Genomic DNA, 17,956 nt, shown 5'->3' with positions numbered 1-17,956 from the left:
CCAGGAACGTGGTGTGCGGACCTGAAAAGGGGAGGAAGACAAGGGGAAACCCTTCACAAGGGTGGCCCCGGCACGCGCACGCGGGCGCGGAGGAAGTGGAGAAGGTCAGCCGGAGACCACAGGAGTGGACGTGAACGTGATGAAGTTCTGGATGAGAGCACCGCTCATCGACTCGACAGCCATCAGTCACACACCTCCTGGTTCTGCTACGACTGGACACAGCGGCATCGGCCGCAGTGAGGAACGCGGTTACCGTAGCCGCCCCGGTAAACGGTGCCAAGTGCTTTCCAGAGTCGCGGTGTTGGCGCCCGTCGCTGGTACAGCCTGCCGTAGTGTGCGGCCCTCGGCCCGTCCCGCAGACTCTTCACATGCGTGAGCGATGCAGAGAAGCGTGGCGGGGCAGTCGGTACCTCCTGGTCGGCCTGGTCTCGGCGATGGCGACGATGCTCGTACCGGCCCTCCTGGCCGTTGGGGCGTTGTCGTCCGCCTTCGGGCTCGGGCTGGTCCTGTTCCCCCGGATGATGATGGGCCTGCGGCAGTGGACCGAGTGGCACCGGCGGCGTGCCGCCGCGCTGCTCGGGGTCTCCGTTTCGGCGCGCCGTACGACCCTGCCCAAGGGGATACGCGCGCAGTGGCGGCAAGTGGTGAAAGACCCCGAGAGCAGGCGCGACGGCCGGTGGGTGCTGCGGCACATCGCGACGGGCATCCCGGCAGGGCTGGCCGCGCTGCTCTGTGTCGTTACGGTGGTGTACACGGCGGTCGCGACTCCGCTGTGGTGGGCGTTTCCGGACGGGGAGTTCCTGCTGCTGGGCTACACCGTGACCGGGTGGGGCAGCGCGCTCACCCTCGGCGCCGTACAGACTGCCGCCGCCTGGGCGGCGACCTCGTGGGCGTTGCCCCGGCTGGCGCGCGCCCACGCGCGTAGGTGTGTCGCCGCGCTGGAGCCGTCCGTGGAGGACCGGCTCACCGAACGCGTCGGCGAACTGACCGAGACCCGGGCCGGGGCGCTCGATGCCCATGGCGCCGAGCTGCGGCGTATCGAGCGTGATCTGCACGACGGCACGCAGGCCCGGCTCGTGGCCATCGCCATGCAGTTGGGTATCGCCCGGGAGTCGCTCGACGACGAATCGGGAGCGCTGCCCATGCTGCTCAAGGCGGCTCATGAGGGGGCCGAAGAGGCCATGACGGAACTCCGCGATGTCATCCGCACCATGTATCCGCCGATCCTCGCCGACCGTGGTCTGGAGGGCGCGCTGGCCGCGGTGGCCGCGCGGGCGGGCATCCCGGCGGAGGTGGAGCTGGGCGAGCTCGGCCGGCTGCCGGCCGCCGTCGAGGCCGCCGCATACTTCATCGTGACCGAGACGCTCACCAACGCCACCAAGCACAGCTGCGCGACCCGCGTACTGGTGCGGCTGAGCAGGCAGGACGGCAGCCTGCTGATAGAGGTCACCGACGACGGGCTCGGCGGGGTGGACGAGAGCCTCGGCACCGGCGTCATCGGGATCCGGCGACGGGCAGCGGCGCTGGACGGAACCGTGCTCGTCGCCAGCCCGGCCGGCGGGCCGACCCTTGTCACGGTGGAGCTGCCGTGCGCGTCGTGATCGCCGAGGACAACGTCCTGCTCTCCGCGGGCCTGGAACTGCTCCTGGGCACCAAGGGCATCGAGGTGGCCGCCGTCGTCACCGACGGGCCCGGACTGATGGCAGCCGTGGAGTGCGAGCAGCCGGACGTCGTCATCGCCGACGTACGGCTGCCCCCGTCGTTCCGCGACGAGGGCATCAGAGCGGCGCTGGAGCTACGGCGGGCGCATCCCGGACTGCCCGTGCTGGTCCTGTCGCAGTACGTGGAGAAGGTGTACGCCCGCGAACTGCTCTCCGACGGATCCGGCGGCGTCGGCTATCTGCTCAAGGACCGGGTGAGCCGGGTCGGCGAGTTCGTCGACGGTCTGCGCCGGGTCGCCGCGGGCGGCACCGTCATGGACCCCGAGGTCATCACCCAGCTCATGGCCGAGGCCGGCAGGAACGGCGTCGCCTCCCTCACCCACCGCGAGCGCGAGGTGCTCGGGCTGATGGCGCAGGGCCTCGGCAACAGCGAGATCGGCAAGCGGCTCTTCGTCACCGACAACGCCGTGCACAAACACGTCGGCAATATCTTCGCCAAGCTCGGCCTTCCCGTCGCCGACGGAGGCCACCGCCGGGTGCTGGCCGTGCTCGCCTTTCTCAACAGCGGGCCCTGACGCCTGACCCCTGTGGATGGGATCATGGGACTCTCGAACAAGGAGTTACGACGCGTGTCCCCTTCTTCCTTTCCGACACTCTTTCCGGCACTCTTTCCGGCCCTTGTCACGGGCTCGCGACAGCCCGCCCTCCGCTTCGGTGACCGGTCCCTGAGCCACGCCGAGCTGGCCGCGGCGGCGGGCGCGCCGGCCGCCCGGATCGCCGGCGCGCGGCGGGTCGCCGTGTGGGCGACCCCGACCCTGGAGACCGCGGTGGGGGTGGTGGCCGCGCTGCTGGCGGGTGTGGCCGCCGTACCGATCAATCCGAAGACCGGCGAGCAGGAGCTGGCGCACATCCTCGCGGACAGCGCGCCGTCGCGGGTGCTGGCCGAGCCGGGGGCCGTACTGCCCGCGGCACTGGGCGATCTGATCCGTACGGACATCGAGATCGGCGCGGCGGCGCGTACGGCCCCGACGGCGTTGCCCGCGGAGCCTTCGCCCGAGGCGCCCGCACTGATCGTCTACACCTCGGGGACGACGGGCCCGCCCAAGGGCGTCGTGCTGCCGCGCCGCGCGATCGTCTCGACGCTGGACGCGCTGGAGGACGCCTGGCAGTGGACCGCCGGCGATGTCCTGGTGCACGGCCTGCCGCTGTTCCATGTGCACGGTCTGATCCTGGGCATCCTCGGACCGCTGCGGCGGGGCGGGGAGGTGCGGCACCTGGGGAGGTTCACGGTCGAGGGCGTGGCGCGGGAGCTCACGGCCGGTGGCACGATGCTCTTCGGCGTACCGACGATGTACCACCGGCTGGCCGAGGCCCTCGACACCGATCGCGAGTTGGCGAAGGCACTCGCGGGCGCGCGGCTGCTGGTGTCGGGGTCCGCCGCCCTGCCCGTGCGCGACCATGAGCGGATCGCGGCGGCCACCGGGCGCCGGGTCGTCGAGCGGTACGGGATGACGGAGACCCTGATGAACACCTCCGTACGCGCCGACGGCGAGCAACGTCCCGGGACGGTCGGCGTACCGCTGAACGGCGTCGAGCTGCGGCTGGTGGACGAGAGCGACGGCATCGGCGAGATCCAGGTGCGCGGGCCGAACCTCTTCACGGAGTATCTGAACCGGCCCGACGCGACCGAGGCGGCCTTCGACGGCGACTGGTTCCGTACGGGTGACATGGCGAGCCTCGACCCGGACGGCTACGTACGGATCGTGGGCCGTAAGGCCACCGACCTCATCAAGAGCGGCGGCTACAAGATCGGCGCGGGCGAGATCGAGAACGCGCTGCTGGACCATCCGGGCGTGCGCGAGGCGGCGGTGACCGGGGAGCCGGACGCGGACCTGGGCGAGCGGATCATCGCCTGGATTGTGCCCGCGGATGCCCAGTCCCCGCCGGGGCAGCGGGAGTTGGCGGACCATGTGGCCGCGCAGCTCGCCCCGCACAAGCGGCCGCGCGAGGTGCGCTATCTGGAGGCCCTGCCCCGTAACGACATGGGCAAGATCATGAAGCGGGCGCTTGTTCCATGACCGATCGGGCGAGCGCGCGTGAGGCGATTGCCTCGGTGACCGACATCGAGGCGTTCAGGGAACTGGCCGCTCCCGGGGGTGCGTACGCCGCTCCTCCCGATGGGCCGATCGGCTGGGCCGGGTACGACGCGCTGCGGGCGCGGGCCGCGGCTCGTACGGGCGAGACGGAGTCCGTCGTCTGCGGGACCGGGCGGATCGGGGCCACCGAGGCGGTGCTGATCTCCTTCGAGTTCGGCTTCCTGGGCGGCTCGCTGGGCGAGCGGACCGGCGACCGGCTGGAGGCGGCGCACACGCATGCGCGGGAGCGGGGGCTGCCCGTCGTCTCGCTGATCGCGACGGGCGGCAGCCGGATGCAGGAGGGGATGCGGGCGCTGGTCCAGCTCCAGCGGGTGGCGCGGCAGTCCACGCTGACCCGGGACGCGGGCCTGCCGCAGCTCGCGGTGGTGCGCGACCCGACGACGGGCGGCGGCTGGGCCACGCTGGGCGCGGGCGCGGACGTCATCCTGGCACTGCCCGGCGCGCAGATCGGCTTCGCGGGGTCACGGGTGCGGCCGGCGGACGCGGACCCGGCGGCGTACACGGCGGAAGCGCAGCTGGCGGCGGGCGCGATTGACGCGGTGGTACGCGAGGAGGAGCTGGCCACGACGCTCGACGGCTGGCTGACGCTGCTGACGGGCGGGCCGGGGGAAAGGGGCGCAGGGCTTGGCCCCGAGCATGTGCGGGTTACGGACGCCACGGAGGGCGCGGACGCGGTGCGGGCCGGGCACACGACCGAGCCCCCCGACCCCGGCCGCGACCAGACCGCCGCAGAGGCGATACCCGAGGGCCGCACGGCCCAGACGCCCGGCGCGGGCCCCGCCCGCCTCCCCGCTCCGCCGCCCCGCGGCCTCGGGCGGGCGCGGCTTCCGGGCACTGGCTGGGATGCCGTCCTCCAGGCCCGTTCCCCCGAGCGGCCCCCCGCCACCGCCTACCTCGACGCCTACTTCACCCACCGCCAGGCCATCTCCGGCGACCGCTGCGGCTCCACCGACCCCGGGATGCTCTGTGGCTTCGGGCTGCACGACGGACGTACCGTCGCCTACGCCGCGCAGTGCGGCACCGCCACCCTCCCGGCCGGGTACCGGACCGCCGCCCGGCTCATCCGGCTCGCCGAGCGGCTCGGCATACCCGTACTGACCCTGATCGACACGCCGGGCGCCGCCAACGGCGCCGAGGCCGAGCGGGCGGGCGCGGGTGCGGCCATCGCCGAGGTGTTCGCCGCCGTGGCCGCCGCCCGTGTCCCCGTCACCTCCCTCGTCATCGGCGAGGGCGGCTCCGGCGGGGCGCTCGCGCTCGCCGCGCCCGGCAACACCTGGGTCACACCCGACAGTTACTTCTCCGTCATCGCCCCCGAGCTCGCCGCCGCGATCCTCAAGCGCGGCCCGCAGGAGACCCGCGCCACCGCCGGGCAGCTCCGGCTGCGCCCACAGGACCTCGTGGATCTCGGGGTGGCCCGTGGGGTCGTACCGGTCGTGCAACCGGAGGAGTGACCCCGCGCCACGCCCCTCAACCGAACCGCGTACGGAAGGTATCCATCCGCTCACTCCATGTGGCGAGCCGCGATGATCGCCCCTAGCTTCGGTTTTATGACGAAACGACAGATCACCTGCCTCGCATGCATCGCAGCCGCCACCATTTCGGGACTGGGGGCCGCCGCGCCGACCGCCGGCGCGGACTCCCCTGTGGTCCGTCCGGGGCAGTCCATCCAGCGGGCGGTCAACGCCGCCAAGCCCGGTGACACCATCACCATCGCGCCCGGCGTCTACCGCGAAAGCGTCCTTGTCACCAAACCCGGCCTGACCCTGCGCGGGTCGGGCACGGAAACCGTGATCATCCCGGCGGCGAAGCCACCCAAAGGCACGCCCAAGGCCAAGAGCACCTGCGCGCAAGGCGCCAACGGCATCTGCGTCATGGGTACGGCGGACCGGAACCTCAACCACGTCACCATCCGCTCACTGACCGTTGCGGGCTTCAAGGAGAGCGGCATCTGGGCCTCCCGCACCGACCGGCTGACGGTCCTGAATGTAACGGCCCGGAACAACGGCATCTGGGGCATCGCCCAGGAGAGATCCACCCGCGGGCAGTTCCGTAACAACACCGCCCGCGTCAACGGAGACGCCGGGCTCTTCCTCGCGAACAGCATCGACCAGGAAGGCGGGGCGACCGACACCAACCATGCGCTGATCAGGGGAAACGAGCTGTCAGGAAACCGCATCGGCGTCACGGTCAGGCGGCTCAGAAACCTCGACCTCAGCTACAACACCATCACCGGGAACTGCGCCGGGGTGTTCGTCGTGGGCGACGAGTCGAAACCCGCGGCCGGGGCGATGACCATCACCGACAACAAAATCGTCGAGAACAACAAATCCTGCCCCGCCACCGAGCGCCTTCCTGCGCTCCAGGGCTCCGGCATCGTCCTCACCGGCTCCGAGTCCACCCTCATCCACTCGAACCGGGTCATGAAGAACGCGGGCCGCTCGCCGCTCTCGGGCGGAATCGTGCTGTTCCAGAGCTTCGTGGGCGCGGTCAACAGCGCCAACGTCATCCGGGACAACGACGTACGCGGCAACAGCCCGGCCGACCTGGCCAACCGGGGCAAGGGAACGGGCAACACGTTCACCGGCAACTCGTGCGCGGCTTCCGAACCCGCCGGGATGTGCTGACCGGCGTTCCCTCACCACTCGTCAGGAGAATCGAGACGGTATGACCACCGTAAGCGCCAGACCACCCACCCACTCCTCCCCGTCCACTCCACTGGCCGCCCCGCTGACCACCACCACTCCCCCCAACGGCGGCGGCACACAGTCGGCCATGCGCCTGCGCGAGCTCGTCTTCGGGGCCGCCTGCGCCGCTTCCGTACGGGCGGTGGCCCGGCTCGGCGTCGCCGACGCGCTCGGCGAGTCGCCCGCCACCGCCGAGACGCTCGCCGCCGCGGTGACCTGCGAACCGCAGCCCCTGCGCCGGCTGCTGCGCGCCCTGTCCTGCTACGGCGTGTTCACCGAGACCGAAGACGGTACGTTCGCCCACACCGACATGTCGCGGATGCTGCGCGACGACGCCCCCAACAGCCTGCGCTACATCGCCCTGTGGTGCACGGAGCCGTGGACCTGGGACGCCTGGCCCCGGCTGGACGAGGCGGTGCGTTCCGGCGCGAGTGTCTTCCCCGAGCTGTACGGCAAGGGATTCTTCGAGTATCTGCACCAGGAGGCGCACGAGTCGGCGCAGGTGTTCAACCGCGCCATGACCACCTCCAGCAAACAGTCCGCACTGGACGTCGCGGAACACCTCGACCTCAGCGGAGTGTCCGTGGTCGCGGACATCGGCGGCGGCCAGGGACACGTACTGGCGAGTCTGCTGGAGAAATACCCGGACGTCCGGGGCACGCTGCTCGATCTGCCCGATGTGGTGGCGAAGGCGGATCCCCGGCTGCGTAACGGCGGCTCGCTGGCCGAGCGTGCGCGGATCGTTCCCGGGGACTGCCGCCAGGACATCCCGGTCGAGGCGGATCTCTACATCATCAAGAACATCCTGGAGTGGGACGACGACTCCACTCACCGGACTCTGCGCAACGTCGTCGCGGCGGCCCGGCCGGGGGCCAGGGTCGTGGTCATCGAGAACCTCGTCGACGACACTCCCTCGATGAAGTTCACCACGGCCATGGACCTGCTTCTGCTGCTCAACGTCGGGGGCGCGAAACACACCCGCGCGAGCATGGAGGAGAGGACGACGAAGGCGGGGCTCCTGCTCCGCGAGGTCCGGCCGGTCAATCCGTATCTCCACGCCTTCGAATGCGCTGTTCCTTAACCGGTCGCGACAACGCCCCGGGTCCGCCTCACAGGAGGCGGACCCGGGGCGTTGTTCGCGCGTCTACCGGCTGGAGCCTTCGCGGTCCCACCGGTAGAACTCCCGGGCCATCGCGTCCTTCGGGCTCCGCCACGTCTCCGGGTCGTACGGGCTGACGTAGGCGGTGAGCTGGTCGCTGATGTCCCGGAAGACCGGGTGCTCCGCCACCTTCGCGATCGCGGGGCCGGGCGGCATCTCGGACTCGATCATGTGCATGTATACGTCGCCGAACTGGAAAAGGCGCCGCCGGGTGACTCCGACGAGGTGCGGCAGTTCGCCGGCGTCGGAGGCCGCGAAGATTTTGGCGATGTCGGGCGCCGACTCCGGCGCCATCCGGGCGACGATCAGGGCGTGGTGCATCAGAGGGTCTCCTTTCCGTAGGAACTCAGACAGGCTCAGAGGAGCTCAGAGGGAGCCGACGGCGGCTGTGCGGCTCTCGCGGTCCCGCTGCTCGATCTTGCTCCGGATGAGTTCCATCTGGATGCGGGAGTTGCGGTTGATGTTGTCGGTCATCCACGCGTCGTCGACCGGGGCGTCCGACTTCATCGCGAAGTCCTGCGTCCACCGCATCAGCGTGCCTGCCGGGACCTGCGAGTACTCCCACACGATGTCCATGTACTCGAAGGGACCGGTCTCGACCCGGCGGGCCGTCACCTTCGCCGCCTTGCGGTCGGTCGTGCGCTCCGAGACCCAGCTCCAGATCTTGCCGTTCTCGTCCGGGTGCATGGTCAGGCGGAAGGTCGTCGTGTCGCCGTCCCGCTTCATGATGTCGACGGACGCGTACTCGCTGAACAGCCGCGGCCAGTTCGCCAGGTCGTTGGTCATGTCCCAGACCAGGTCCAGGGGAGCGGCGATGGTGACGTCGTTCTTGGTGTGTCCGGACATATCAGGCTCCAGTCATCAGAGTGTTGTTGACAAGGTCGAGGAACTCCTGCGGGGTCTTGCACCGGTCCGCGTCCGGAGGCAGCGGACGACCGTGCCGGTTCTCCAGCTCACCGACGATGCCGAGCAGCCCCAGCGAGTCGAGGCCGAACTCGTCGAAGCGGGCGGTGGGGCGGCCCGCCAGGTCAATGGGGTCGACCGTGAGACCCGCGCCCTTCTTCATCAGGGCGGCCAGGTCTTCGATGGTCAGTCGATCGTTCATGGGTGCTTCTCCTTCTCATCGCTCATCGCTCATCGCTTCTCACGAGGGGGTGGGGGTGGCGCCGCGCAGCACCAGCGCCGTGTTCGAGCCCATGAGTCCACGGCTCAGCACCAGGGCCGTACGCAGCTCGGCGGGCCGGGCCCGGCTGGTCACGACATCGAGGTCGTGGCACACCTCGAAGACGTTCGGGGTCGGCGGTATGAGGCCGTACTCCATGGAAAGTACGGCGGCGGCCACATCCAGCACGGGCCCGCCGCAGTACGCCCGTCCCATGCCGGTCTTGGGCGCGGTCACCGGCACGCGGTGGCCGTGCGCGCCCAGCGCGTCGGCGATCGCCAGCGCTTCGGCGCGGTCGGCCTCCGCCACGCCGAGGGCGTCCGCGAACACCACGTCGACGTCCTCGGGCGCGCAGCGGGCCTCGGCCAGCGCGCCCCGTATCGCCTGGGCCAGGCCGTCCCGGGACTCCGCCCACCGGGACGGCCCGGTGAATGTCGCGGTGTGACCTGCCACATAGGCGCGGGGGTTGGCGCCGCGGCGGAGGGCCGCCGTCTCCTCCTCGACCACGAGCATCGCGCCGCCCTCGGCGGGTACGAAGCCGCAGGCGTCGGCGGTGAAGGGCCGGTAGGCGCACGTCGGGTCCTCGCGGGTGGACAGGTCCTCGTAGCCGAGCTGGCAGACCACCGAGTAGGGGGCCAGCGGGGCTTCCGCCGCGCCGACGACGACCGCGTCGCCGCCGCGGCGAATGATCCTGGCGGCGTGCGCGAACGCGTCGAGCCCGCCCGCTTCGTCGCTGGCCACGACGCCGCAGGGGCCCTTGAAGCCGCCGCGGATGGATATCTGGCCGGTGGACGCGGCGTAGAACCAGGCGATGGACTGGTACGGGCCGACAAAGCGCGAGCCCTCTCCCCACAGCCGCTGCAGTTCGCGCTGCCCGAACTCGCCGCCGCCGGAACCGGCGGCGGTCACCACGCCCACGGCGAAGGGCGAGCCTTCGTAGTCGGCGCGGCCGAGCCGCGCGTCGTCCATCGCGATATCGGCCGCGGCCATCGCGAAGTGCGTGAACCGGTCGGTCTGGACGAGGAAACGCTCCTCGATCAGCTCGCGGGGCTGAAAGTCGCGTACCTCTCCGGCGATGCGGAGGGGCAGATGCTCACAGCCCTCGCGGGTGACCCGGTCGAGGACGCTGACGCCCTCCTGGGTGGACTTCCAGAAGGCCTCGGTGCCCGCGCCGTTGGGGGCGATGACGCCGATGCCGGTGACGACAGCGCGCCGGTCCTGACCGTCCGCGCGCCGGCCCTGCCCATCGTGCAGGTCCTGCCCATCGTGCCGAGGCTGCCCATCGTGCCCATCGCGCCCATCGTGCCCAGAGGTCATGGTGTCGTCCTCCCACTCGGTCGGGTCATGACGACCGCGGACTGGAAACCGCCGAATCCGCTGCCGACCGAGAGCACACTGCTCAGCTTCCGGGGGCGGGCGGTGCGCGGCACATAGTCGAGGTCGCACTCGGGGTCGGGGGTCTCGTAGTTGGCCGTCGGCGGCACCACCTGACGGTCCATGGCCAGGACGCACGCCACGAGTTCGATCGCGCCGATCGCGCCCAGCGAGTGGCCCACCATGGACTTGATGGAGCTCATGGGGGTGTTGTACGCGTGGTCGCCGAGCGAGCGTTTCACCGCCGCCGTCTCGTGCCGGTCGTTCTGCTTGGTGCCGGAGCCGTGCGCGTTGACGTAGTCGATCTGTGAACGGTCGACACGGGCGTGGTCGAGCGCGCTGTCGATGGCCCGCGCCATTTCCAGGCCCTCGGTGGTCAGCCCGGTCATGTGGTAGGCGTTGCCGAAGGTGGCGTAGCCCCCTATCTCGCAGTACACGGTCGCGCCGCGGGCGCGGGCGTGTGCCAGCTCCTCCAGGACGAGGACCGCGCCGCCCTCGCCCATGACGAACCCGTCCCTGTTGGCGTCGAACGGCCGGGAGGCGTGGGCCGGGTCGTCGTTGTTCGGCGAGGTCGCCTTGATCGCGTCGAAGCACGCCACCGTGATAGGTGAGATGGGCGAGTCCGACGCGCCCGCTATACACACATCGACCCGGCCCTCCTCTATGGAGTGGAAGGCATAGCCGATCGCGTCGAGTCCCGAGGTGCAGCCCGTCGAAACGGTCTGTACGGGGCCGTGGGCGCCGACCTGTTCGGCGACCGCCGAGGCGAGTGAGCTCGGCGAGAACGCGCGCTGCAGATGCGGCCCGGCCGGGCGGTGGTCCACGTCCCAGCGGGCGCCCGAGCCGCTGACGGCGACGTAGTCCTGTTCGAGGCGCGTGGTGCCGCCGACCGCGGTGCCCAGCGACACCCCGATCCGCCAGGGGTCTTCCCGCTCCGGGTCGAGACCGGCGTCGCGTACCGCCTCCCGCGCGGCCACCAGCGCGAACTGGATGTACCGGTCGGACTTCGCCACCTCGTCCTGGCCGAGACCGTGGGCCGCGGGGTCGAAGTCGATCTCGGCGGCGATGCGGGAGCGGAAGCCCTTCGGGTTGAAGAGCGTGATGCCCCGGGTCGCCGTACGGCCGTTCGCGAGCAGGTCCCAGAAGGCCGGGACGCCGACTCCGCCAGGGGCGACGATACCGACCCCGGTGACCGCCACCCGCCGGTTCACGAAGCGGCCCCAGTCCGTTCCGGCGGCATGCCCTGAGCCGTGCCCGCGGCGTGCTCGATGACTTGGGCGACTCCGGTGACTGCGCTGTCTTCGCTGTCTTCTGTGTCTACGTGTCCGAGTTCGGGGCGTGGTGCGAGCGGGCCGAGGTGGAAGACCATGCGGGCCTCCACATCGCCGATGTTACGGAACCGGTGGCGCATGTTCAGCGGGATCAGCAGGCCCTGGTCGGGCCGCATCGCGTGCGTCTCCCCGTCCAGATCCACCTCCAGCCGCCCGCTCACGACGTACACGAACTCCTCGGAGTACGGGTGGTAGTGCTCGCCGATGCGTTCGCCCGGCTGCATGATGGCCAGGCCCATGAAGCCGCTGGTGGCGCCCACCGCTGTGGGCGTGAGCATGGCGCGCAGGTCGCCTCCGCGCCTGCGGTTGGGCTGGGTCTCGCTGAGGTCCACGATGCGTGGACGGTGCGTGGTCATGACTGCTTCCTCCAGGTGCGGTCAGAATTCCGGCGGGTCTCCGGCAATCGAGACCGGCGGTCAGGATTCCGGTGAATCCGGTGAATCCGGTGACGCGGACCGGTCGGTGATCGGGTCCATGTCGTATTGGTCGAGGAAACGCGAGATCCCCTCGTCGGTGGTCGGCATGGCACCCTTCTGGCCGGGCGCGAGCAGCCGGGCCAGCGTGGCCGCCTTCCGGGGCCCGTTGACGCCGAGCGCCAGGGCGGGCTTCGCGGTGAGCGGGCCGCTCACATCGATGAGCCGCACAACGATGTCGTCGCGCTGGAAGATGGTCGAGCTGTGGACGGGGCTTCCCGCGCCGTCGGCCGCCGCCACGTCCTGCTTGGCGAGCAGCCGGGCCAGCGTCATCCCGCAGCCCTCCTTGGCCGGGTAGTACAGCGCGTGTCTGTGTACGTCGGACGGCACCGGCCCGTCGGCCGACACATGGTGCACCGCGGGCAGCGCGGCCCGGGTGAAGAACATCCGGGCGGAGTCGGGGTCGTTGAGGTCCCGGTCCTGCTCCAGATACGGGTTGATGGCCTCCTCGACCTCCCTGACCTCGGGCTGCCGTGCGACGTGGCGCAGTGCCGCGAGGAGGTCGCCCTCCACCTCGATCGCCCGTACGACGCGGTTGCCGTGCATGAAGAGCGAGGTGCGGCGCAGCCGGGTCGACTCGTCGACCCTGGCCGCCGGGGAGGTGTACCCGGCCAGGATCTTCGCGACCTTGTCCTCCCTGCCGGGTTTGACGGTGAAGGTGAGCGCGTGCCGGACGACCCCGTCCCCGAGCCGGGGCGCGGTCTGGAGTCCGCCCTTGGTCACGCCGGGCACGGCGGCGAAGCCGCGTCCGGTCTCGCGCAGGACGCTGTACCGCAGCGACCGGGTGTCGCGTACGCAGTTGTGCAGCGGCTGCACTGTCTCGACGTGCTCCTCACTGTTCACCCAGGCCAGGAAGGGCGGCGCGCTCTCCCATTCGCTGGTGATGAGCCACTGCGAGGGGTTCTCGATCGACTGGCACAGCTGATCGCTGATGTGACCGGGAACCGACGCCACTTGGTTGCGGAGGTGCTCGTACGCCTCGAGGAACTGCTTCTGGGCACCGTCATAGAGGTCCAGCAGCAGAACGACCCGAAGCCTGGAGCCGTCGAAGGCGGACTGCGATATCCGTTCGGACAGGGTTGTCATCACTCTCACACTCCTTCACGACAGCGCGGCCGCCACCTGGCGTGGCCCCTCGTCAGTCGTCGGCGGAATCCGCCCGGGTCAACGACCCCGCGGATACGGACGGCCCGTTTCCCAGGTACGGGGGCGGGGCTCCCAGAATCGATCGTGGTCCGGTACCACGAGCAGCGCGAGAGGTGAGAACCAAGCGGGTGAATGCGCGAGGGAACCGCCTCCGCAGAGGGCATGGAAGTTCCGAGCAACGGGAGACAAAGAGGAACTGAAGCCACTGATGGTCTGGAGCAACTGATGGAAGCGAACGTCGACTACCGCGTACCGGTCCTCATCGTGGGCGGGTCCCTGGTGGGCCTGTCCACGTCCCTGTTCCTGGGCCGCCACGGCGTCAGACACCTGCTGGTCGAGAAGCACTCGGGCACCTCGACGCATCCGCGCGGGCGCGGCAACAACGTACGGACGATGGAGGTGTTCCGGAGCGCGCGGGTGGAGCCGGAGATCCGGGAGGCCGCGTCGGTCCTCGCGGAGAACCACGGAATCCTCCAGGCCGGATCGCTGACGGGCGAGGACGACCAGAACTGGCTGTTCAGGGAGATCGACCCCGGTGGCGCGCTGGCCCGCTTCAGCCCCACCAGCTGGTGCCTGTGCAGCCAGAACGACGTCGAGCCCGTGCTGCTCGCCCGCGCCCGTCAGCAGGCCGGCGCCGATGTGCGGTTCTCCACCGAAATGATCTCGTTCAGCCAGGACGCGACGGGTGTGAGCGCGGTCCTGAAAGACCGGAAGACCGGGGAGCAGTCCACTGTGCGCGCGGACTACCTCGTCGCCGCCGACGGGCCGCGCAGCCCCATCAGGGAACAGCTCCGCATCGGCCAGAGCGGCAACGGCGACCTGTTCCACAACGTCAGCATCACCTTCCGCTCCCGGGGGCTCGCCGACGTACTGGGAGAGAGGCGGTTCATCGTCTGCTATCTGACCAACCCGGAGGCGGACGGGGCCCTGTTGCCGGTGGACAACCGGGAAGCGTGGGTGTTCCACGCGCCCTGGCACCCCGAGCAGGGCGAGACGCTGGAACACTTCACGGACGAGCGCTGCGCCGAGCACATCCGCACGGCGGTCGGCGAGCCCTCTCTGGACGTCGAGATCACCGGCAAGGCACCGTGGCACGCCGCGGAGCGGGTCGCCGACCGGTACTCCTTCGGCCGGGTCTTCCTCGCCGGGGACTCGGCCCATGAGATGTCCCCCACCGGGGCGTTCGGCTCCAACACCGGCATCCAGGACGCCCACAACCTGGCCTGGAAGCTCGCGACGGTGCTGTCGGGCGCGGCGGGGCCGGGGCTGCTCGACACGTACGAACAGGAGCGGCAGCCGGTGGCGCGGGCGACGAGCGAGCGCGCGTCGGCACGGTCCGCGGAACACAGCCACCCCGGCTACGCGCCCACCGCCATGCCCGGCGGCGGGCGGCAGGGCGGGATGCTCACGGTCGCCATGGGCTACAGCTACCCGCAAGGCGCGGTCGTGGGCGCGGACCCGGACCGTCCCGTCGTGCCCGAGCGGATGCGGCTGAACGGCGAACCGGGCACGCGGGCACCGCATATGTGGGTCACCGGGCCCGAAGGGCGCCAGTCCCTCCTCGACCTGTACGAGCGGTCCTTCGTGCTGCTCAGCGGCGCGGGCACGCCCTGGCGCACGGCGGGGCGGAAGATCGCGGACCGGCTGGCCGTACGGCTGGAGGCGTACGCGATCGGCAGCGGTCCTGACGCGGACCTGGTTCCGGGGGGCGCGGGCGAGGCCGTGGCGGACTGGGCGGTGCTCCATGGCACGACACCCGAGGGCGCGGTGCTCGTACGCCCGGACGGTTTTGTGGCCTGGCGCTCGGAGGACGCGGTGTCCGATCCGGTGGCGACCCTCCAGAAGGTGATGACCAGCCTGCTGCACCGGAGCTGACCCCGCTGCTCCCGCTCTTCCCGCTCTTCCCGCTGCTCCCGCTGCTCCCGCCGTCGCGAATTTCCGCCCGGGCTCGGCAGACGGAGGCGTTGTCCGTATGGTGGCGTGCACATGGGGGCGTGCACGCGACCCCTCCGCCTTGCGGTGTGCGGATAGCCCGGCGTATGCGGGAGGTGTAGAAAGAGTCCATGGCCGCACGCTACGGCCGTCGGCGCTCGGTTCTGCGCATGCGAACTGTCGCCGGCCAGGTCTTTCTCCTGCAGGTGGCGATCGTGGTGCTGCTGGTCGCCGCCGCCATGACCGCGCTCGTGCTCCAGTCCCGCAGCGACAGTGAACGCGAGGCCCGCAACCGGTCCGTCGCCGTGGCGGAGACCTTCGCGAACGCCCCCGGCATGGAGGAAGCGCTGAACGCGCCGAACCCCACGGCGGTGCTGCAACCCCGCGCCGAGGAGGCCCGTAAACGGTCGGGCGTCGACTTCATCGTCGTACTGAACACCGACGGCATCCGCTATACCCACCCCCTCACCGACCGGATCGGAAAGAAGTTCGTCGGCAATCTCCGGCCCGCGCTGGCCGGCGGCATCGTCACCGAGAAGATCACCGGCACGATCGGGCCCCTGGTGCAGGCGGTGGTGCCCATCATCGGCGCCGACGGCAAGGTGGTGGGCCTGGTCTCCGCCGGGATCACCATCGAGAAGGTCAGCGGCGTCGTAGAAGAGCAGATTCCGCTCCTGCTCGGCGCCGCCGCCGGGATCCTCGCCCTCACCACGGGCGGGACGGCCCTGGTCAGCAGACGGCTGCGCCGCCAGACCCATGGCCTCGGGCCGTCCGAGATGACGCGGATGTACGAGCACCACGACGCGGTCCTGCACGCTGTACGGGAAGGGGTGGTCATCGTCGGCGGCGACGGGCGGATGCTCCTCGCCAACGACGAGGCGCGACGGCTGCTCGATCTGCCCCCGGAGGTGGAAGGGATCCCGGTCGCCGAGCTCGGTCTGGACCCGGCCACCGCCCGGCTGCTGGCCTCGGGGCGGATCGCCAACGACGAGGTGTACGTGGTCGGGGACCGGCTGCTCGCCGTCAACCAGCGGACCACCGACCAGGCGGGCGGGCCGCCCGGCACGGTGGCGACCCTGCGCGACACCACCGAGCTGCAGGCGCTCACCGGCAGCGCGGATGTGGCGCGGGGGCGCCTGAAGCTGCTGTATGACGCGGGCACGGAGATCGGCACCACCCTCGACGTCGTACGGACCTGTGAGGAACTGGCCGAGTTCGCCGCGGCCCGGTTCGCCGATTTCGTCACCGTTGATCTGGTGGAGGCGGTGCTGCGCGGCGAGGAGCCGACGGTCGCGGGCGGGGGCGCGGAGATGCGCCGTACGGCTTTCAGCGGCCTGCGCTACGACAGCGGGTTCTACCCGCTGGGCAAGCTCTTCCGCTTCAGTCCGGGCACCCCGGTCGGTTCCGGCGTCAGCGCGGGCGAATCGGTCCTGGAGCCGGATCTGGCGGCCCTCACCGGCTGGCAGGAGCAGGATCCGGAGCGGGCCCGGAAGCTGGTCGAGTACGGCATCCACTCGATGATCGCGGTGCCGCTGCGGGCGCGCGGCGTGATTCTGGGCGTGGTGGTGTTCTGGCGCTCTCAGAAGCCGCAGCCGTTCGAGGCGGAGGACCTGTCCGTCGCCGAGGAGCTGGTGGCCCGCGCAGCGGTGAGCGTCGACAACGCGCGGCGCTACACCCGCGAACACACCATGGCGGTGACGCTGCAGCGCAGCCTGCTGCCGCGCGGTCTGCCGGAGCAGAACGCCATCGACGTCGCCTACCGGTATCTGCCCGCGCAGGCGGGTCTCGGCGGGCTGGGGGGTGTCGGCGGGGACTGGTTCGACATCATCCCGCTGCCGGGCGCGCGGGTGGCGCTGGTGGTGGGCGATGTCGTCGGCCACGGGCTGCACGCCGCCGCCACCATGGGCCGGCTGCGCACCGCGGTCCACAACTTCTCCGCGCTGGACCTGCCGCCGGACGAACTGCTGTGGCACCTTGACGAACTGGTCGCCCGTATCGACCAGGACGAGGCGGCGGACGGCAGCGACACGGTGGTCACCGGAGCGACCTGCCTCTACGCGATCTACGACCCGGTGTCGGGCCGCTGCACGATGGCGCGGGCCGGACACCTCCAGCCGCTGCTGCTGCACCCGGACGGCAGCGCGGAGTTCGCGGAGGTACCCGGCGGCCCGCCGCTGGGTCTCGGGGGGCTGCCCTTCGAGACCCTGGACGTGGTGCTGGAGCAGGACAGCCACCTGGTGCTGTACACGGACGGCCTGGTGGAGGACCGGCACCGGGACATCGACGAGGGCCTGACCCTGCTGCTCCGCACCCTGGCCGACCACCCCGCGCGCACCCCGGACGAAACATGCGAGGCGGCCCTGCGCGCCCTGCTGCCGGAGAACCCGCGCGACGACATCGCGCTGCTGGTCGGACGTACGCGGGTGCTGGACACCGAGCGGGTGGCCGACTGGGAGGTGCCGCCGGAGCCTGCGGCGGTGTCACGGATACGGGCGGCGGTGGCCGGGAAGCTGGCGGAGTGGGGGCTGACGGAGGAGGCCTTCACCACGGAGCTGATACTCAGCGAGCTGGTGACCAACGCGATCCGTTACGCCATAGGCCCGATCCATGTACGGCTGATCCGTGACCGGAACCTGATCTGCGAGGTCTACGACCACAGCAGTACGTCTCCTCATCTGCGGCAGGCGGCGATCACGGACGAGGGCGGGCGGGGGCTGTTCCTGGTGGCGCAGTTCGCGGAACGGTGGGGCACGAGGTACACGGCGGCGGGGAAGGTCATCTGGGCGGAACAGCCGCTGCATCCGGCGCTGCCGGATCACCGCATACCGTAGGCAGTTGGACGTTCGTGACGCGGCATACCGTCCTGCCGCAGCAGAAG

Annotated in this window: 15 protein-coding genes; 8 read left to right on the top strand and 7 right to left on the bottom strand. The window is 70.8% G+C overall.

The features are described from left to right. Window positions 1-368: 368 nt before the first annotated feature. From ACIHCQ_RS23150 to ACIHCQ_RS23125, 6 genes are all read left to right on the top strand, one after another. The gene (locus tag ACIHCQ_RS23150; protein WP_399665367.1) at window positions 369-1,601 is read left to right on the top strand and encodes a sensor histidine kinase; all 1,233 of its coding nucleotides are present in this window, start codon (window positions 369-371) and stop codon (window positions 1,599-1,601) included. Beyond that, window positions 1,589-2,236, top strand: coding sequence for a response regulator (locus ACIHCQ_RS23145; RefSeq protein ID WP_399665364.1), 648 nt, complete (start codon window positions 1,589-1,591; stop codon window positions 2,234-2,236). The genes ACIHCQ_RS23150 and ACIHCQ_RS23145 overlap by 13 nt, the downstream gene beginning before the upstream one ends. A 54-nt stretch (window positions 2,237-2,290) precedes the next feature. Then, window positions 2,291-3,739, top strand: coding sequence for an acyl-CoA synthetase (locus ACIHCQ_RS23140; protein WP_399665361.1), 1,449 nt, complete (start codon window positions 2,291-2,293; stop codon window positions 3,737-3,739). Next, window positions 3,736-5,268 (top strand): carboxyl transferase domain-containing protein, encoded by a 1,533-nt coding sequence (locus tag ACIHCQ_RS23135; protein WP_399665358.1) that lies wholly within the window; start codon window positions 3,736-3,738, stop codon window positions 5,266-5,268. Before ACIHCQ_RS23140 ends, ACIHCQ_RS23135 begins: the two co-directional genes overlap by 4 nt. Window positions 5,269-5,364: 96 nt before the next feature. After that, a complete protein-coding gene (locus ACIHCQ_RS23130) occupies window positions 5,365-6,441 on the top strand; it encodes a nitrous oxide reductase family maturation protein NosD (protein ID WP_399665355.1) in 1,077 nt (358 codons plus the stop codon). A gap of 40 nt (window positions 6,442-6,481) precedes the next feature. Then, window positions 6,482-7,582 (top strand): methyltransferase, encoded by a 1,101-nt coding sequence (locus ACIHCQ_RS23125; protein WP_399665352.1) that lies wholly within the window; start codon window positions 6,482-6,484, stop codon window positions 7,580-7,582. A 63-nt stretch (window positions 7,583-7,645) separates the two neighbouring features. Here the strand turns inward: ACIHCQ_RS23125 and ACIHCQ_RS23120 are convergent, their stop codons facing one another. Genes ACIHCQ_RS23120 through ACIHCQ_RS23090 form a run of 7 tightly spaced genes read right to left on the bottom strand, consistent with a single transcriptional unit; the run spans window position 7,646 to window position 13,086 of the window. Continuing rightward, complete coding sequence (locus ACIHCQ_RS23120; protein WP_399665349.1) at window positions 7,646-7,981, bottom strand: TcmI family type II polyketide cyclase; 336 nt, start codon at window positions 7,979-7,981, stop codon at window positions 7,646-7,648. 45 nt (window positions 7,982-8,026) lie between these two features. Further along, entirely contained in the window at window positions 8,027-8,506 is a 480-nt protein-coding gene (locus tag ACIHCQ_RS23115; protein WP_399665345.1) for an SRPBCC family protein, read from the bottom strand. Between the two features lies 1 nt (window position 8,507). After that, the gene (locus ACIHCQ_RS23110; protein ID WP_399665342.1) at window positions 8,508-8,765 is read right to left on the bottom strand and encodes an acyl carrier protein; all 258 of its coding nucleotides are present in this window, start codon (window positions 8,763-8,765) and stop codon (window positions 8,508-8,510) included. A gap of 39 nt (window positions 8,766-8,804) precedes the next feature. Then, a complete protein-coding gene (locus tag ACIHCQ_RS23105; protein ID WP_399665339.1) occupies window positions 8,805-10,139 on the bottom strand; it encodes a ketosynthase chain-length factor in 1,335 nt (444 codons plus the stop codon). Beyond that, entirely contained in the window at window positions 10,136-11,407 is a 1,272-nt protein-coding gene (locus tag ACIHCQ_RS23100) for a beta-ketoacyl-[acyl-carrier-protein] synthase family protein (RefSeq protein ID WP_399665336.1), read from the bottom strand. The genes ACIHCQ_RS23105 and ACIHCQ_RS23100 overlap by 4 nt, the downstream gene beginning before the upstream one ends. After that, entirely contained in the window at window positions 11,404-11,883 is a 480-nt protein-coding gene (locus tag ACIHCQ_RS23095; RefSeq protein WP_399665333.1) for a cupin domain-containing protein, read from the bottom strand. Before ACIHCQ_RS23095 ends, ACIHCQ_RS23100 begins: the two co-directional genes overlap by 4 nt. Window positions 11,884-11,943: 60 nt before the next feature. After that, window positions 11,944-13,086 (bottom strand): SchA/CurD-like domain-containing protein, encoded by a 1,143-nt coding sequence (locus tag ACIHCQ_RS23090; protein ID WP_399665330.1) that lies wholly within the window; start codon window positions 13,084-13,086, stop codon window positions 11,944-11,946. A 285-nt stretch (window positions 13,087-13,371) separates the two neighbouring features. Between ACIHCQ_RS23090 and ACIHCQ_RS23085 the strand changes: the two genes are divergently transcribed. Beyond that, window positions 13,372-15,021 carry an FAD-dependent oxidoreductase gene (locus ACIHCQ_RS23085; protein WP_399665327.1) on the top strand — a complete coding sequence of 550 codons (1,650 nt, stop codon included), beginning with the start codon at window positions 13,372-13,374 and terminating at the stop codon, window positions 15,019-15,021. A 188-nt stretch (window positions 15,022-15,209) separates the two neighbouring features. Next, window positions 15,210-17,909: a SpoIIE family protein phosphatase gene (locus ACIHCQ_RS23080; RefSeq protein WP_399665324.1), complete on the top strand. Its 2,700-nt coding sequence runs from the start codon at window positions 15,210-15,212 to the stop codon at window positions 17,907-17,909. Window positions 17,910-17,956 lie beyond the last annotated feature (47 nt).

The sequence above is a fragment of the Streptomyces sp. NPDC052236 genome (genome assembly GCF_044548015.1).
Classification (GTDB): domain Bacteria; phylum Actinomycetota; class Actinomycetes; order Streptomycetales; family Streptomycetaceae; genus Streptomyces.
The sequence above is the reverse complement of the archived record's forward strand: the minus strand, read 5'-3'. Positions and strand labels throughout refer to the sequence as shown.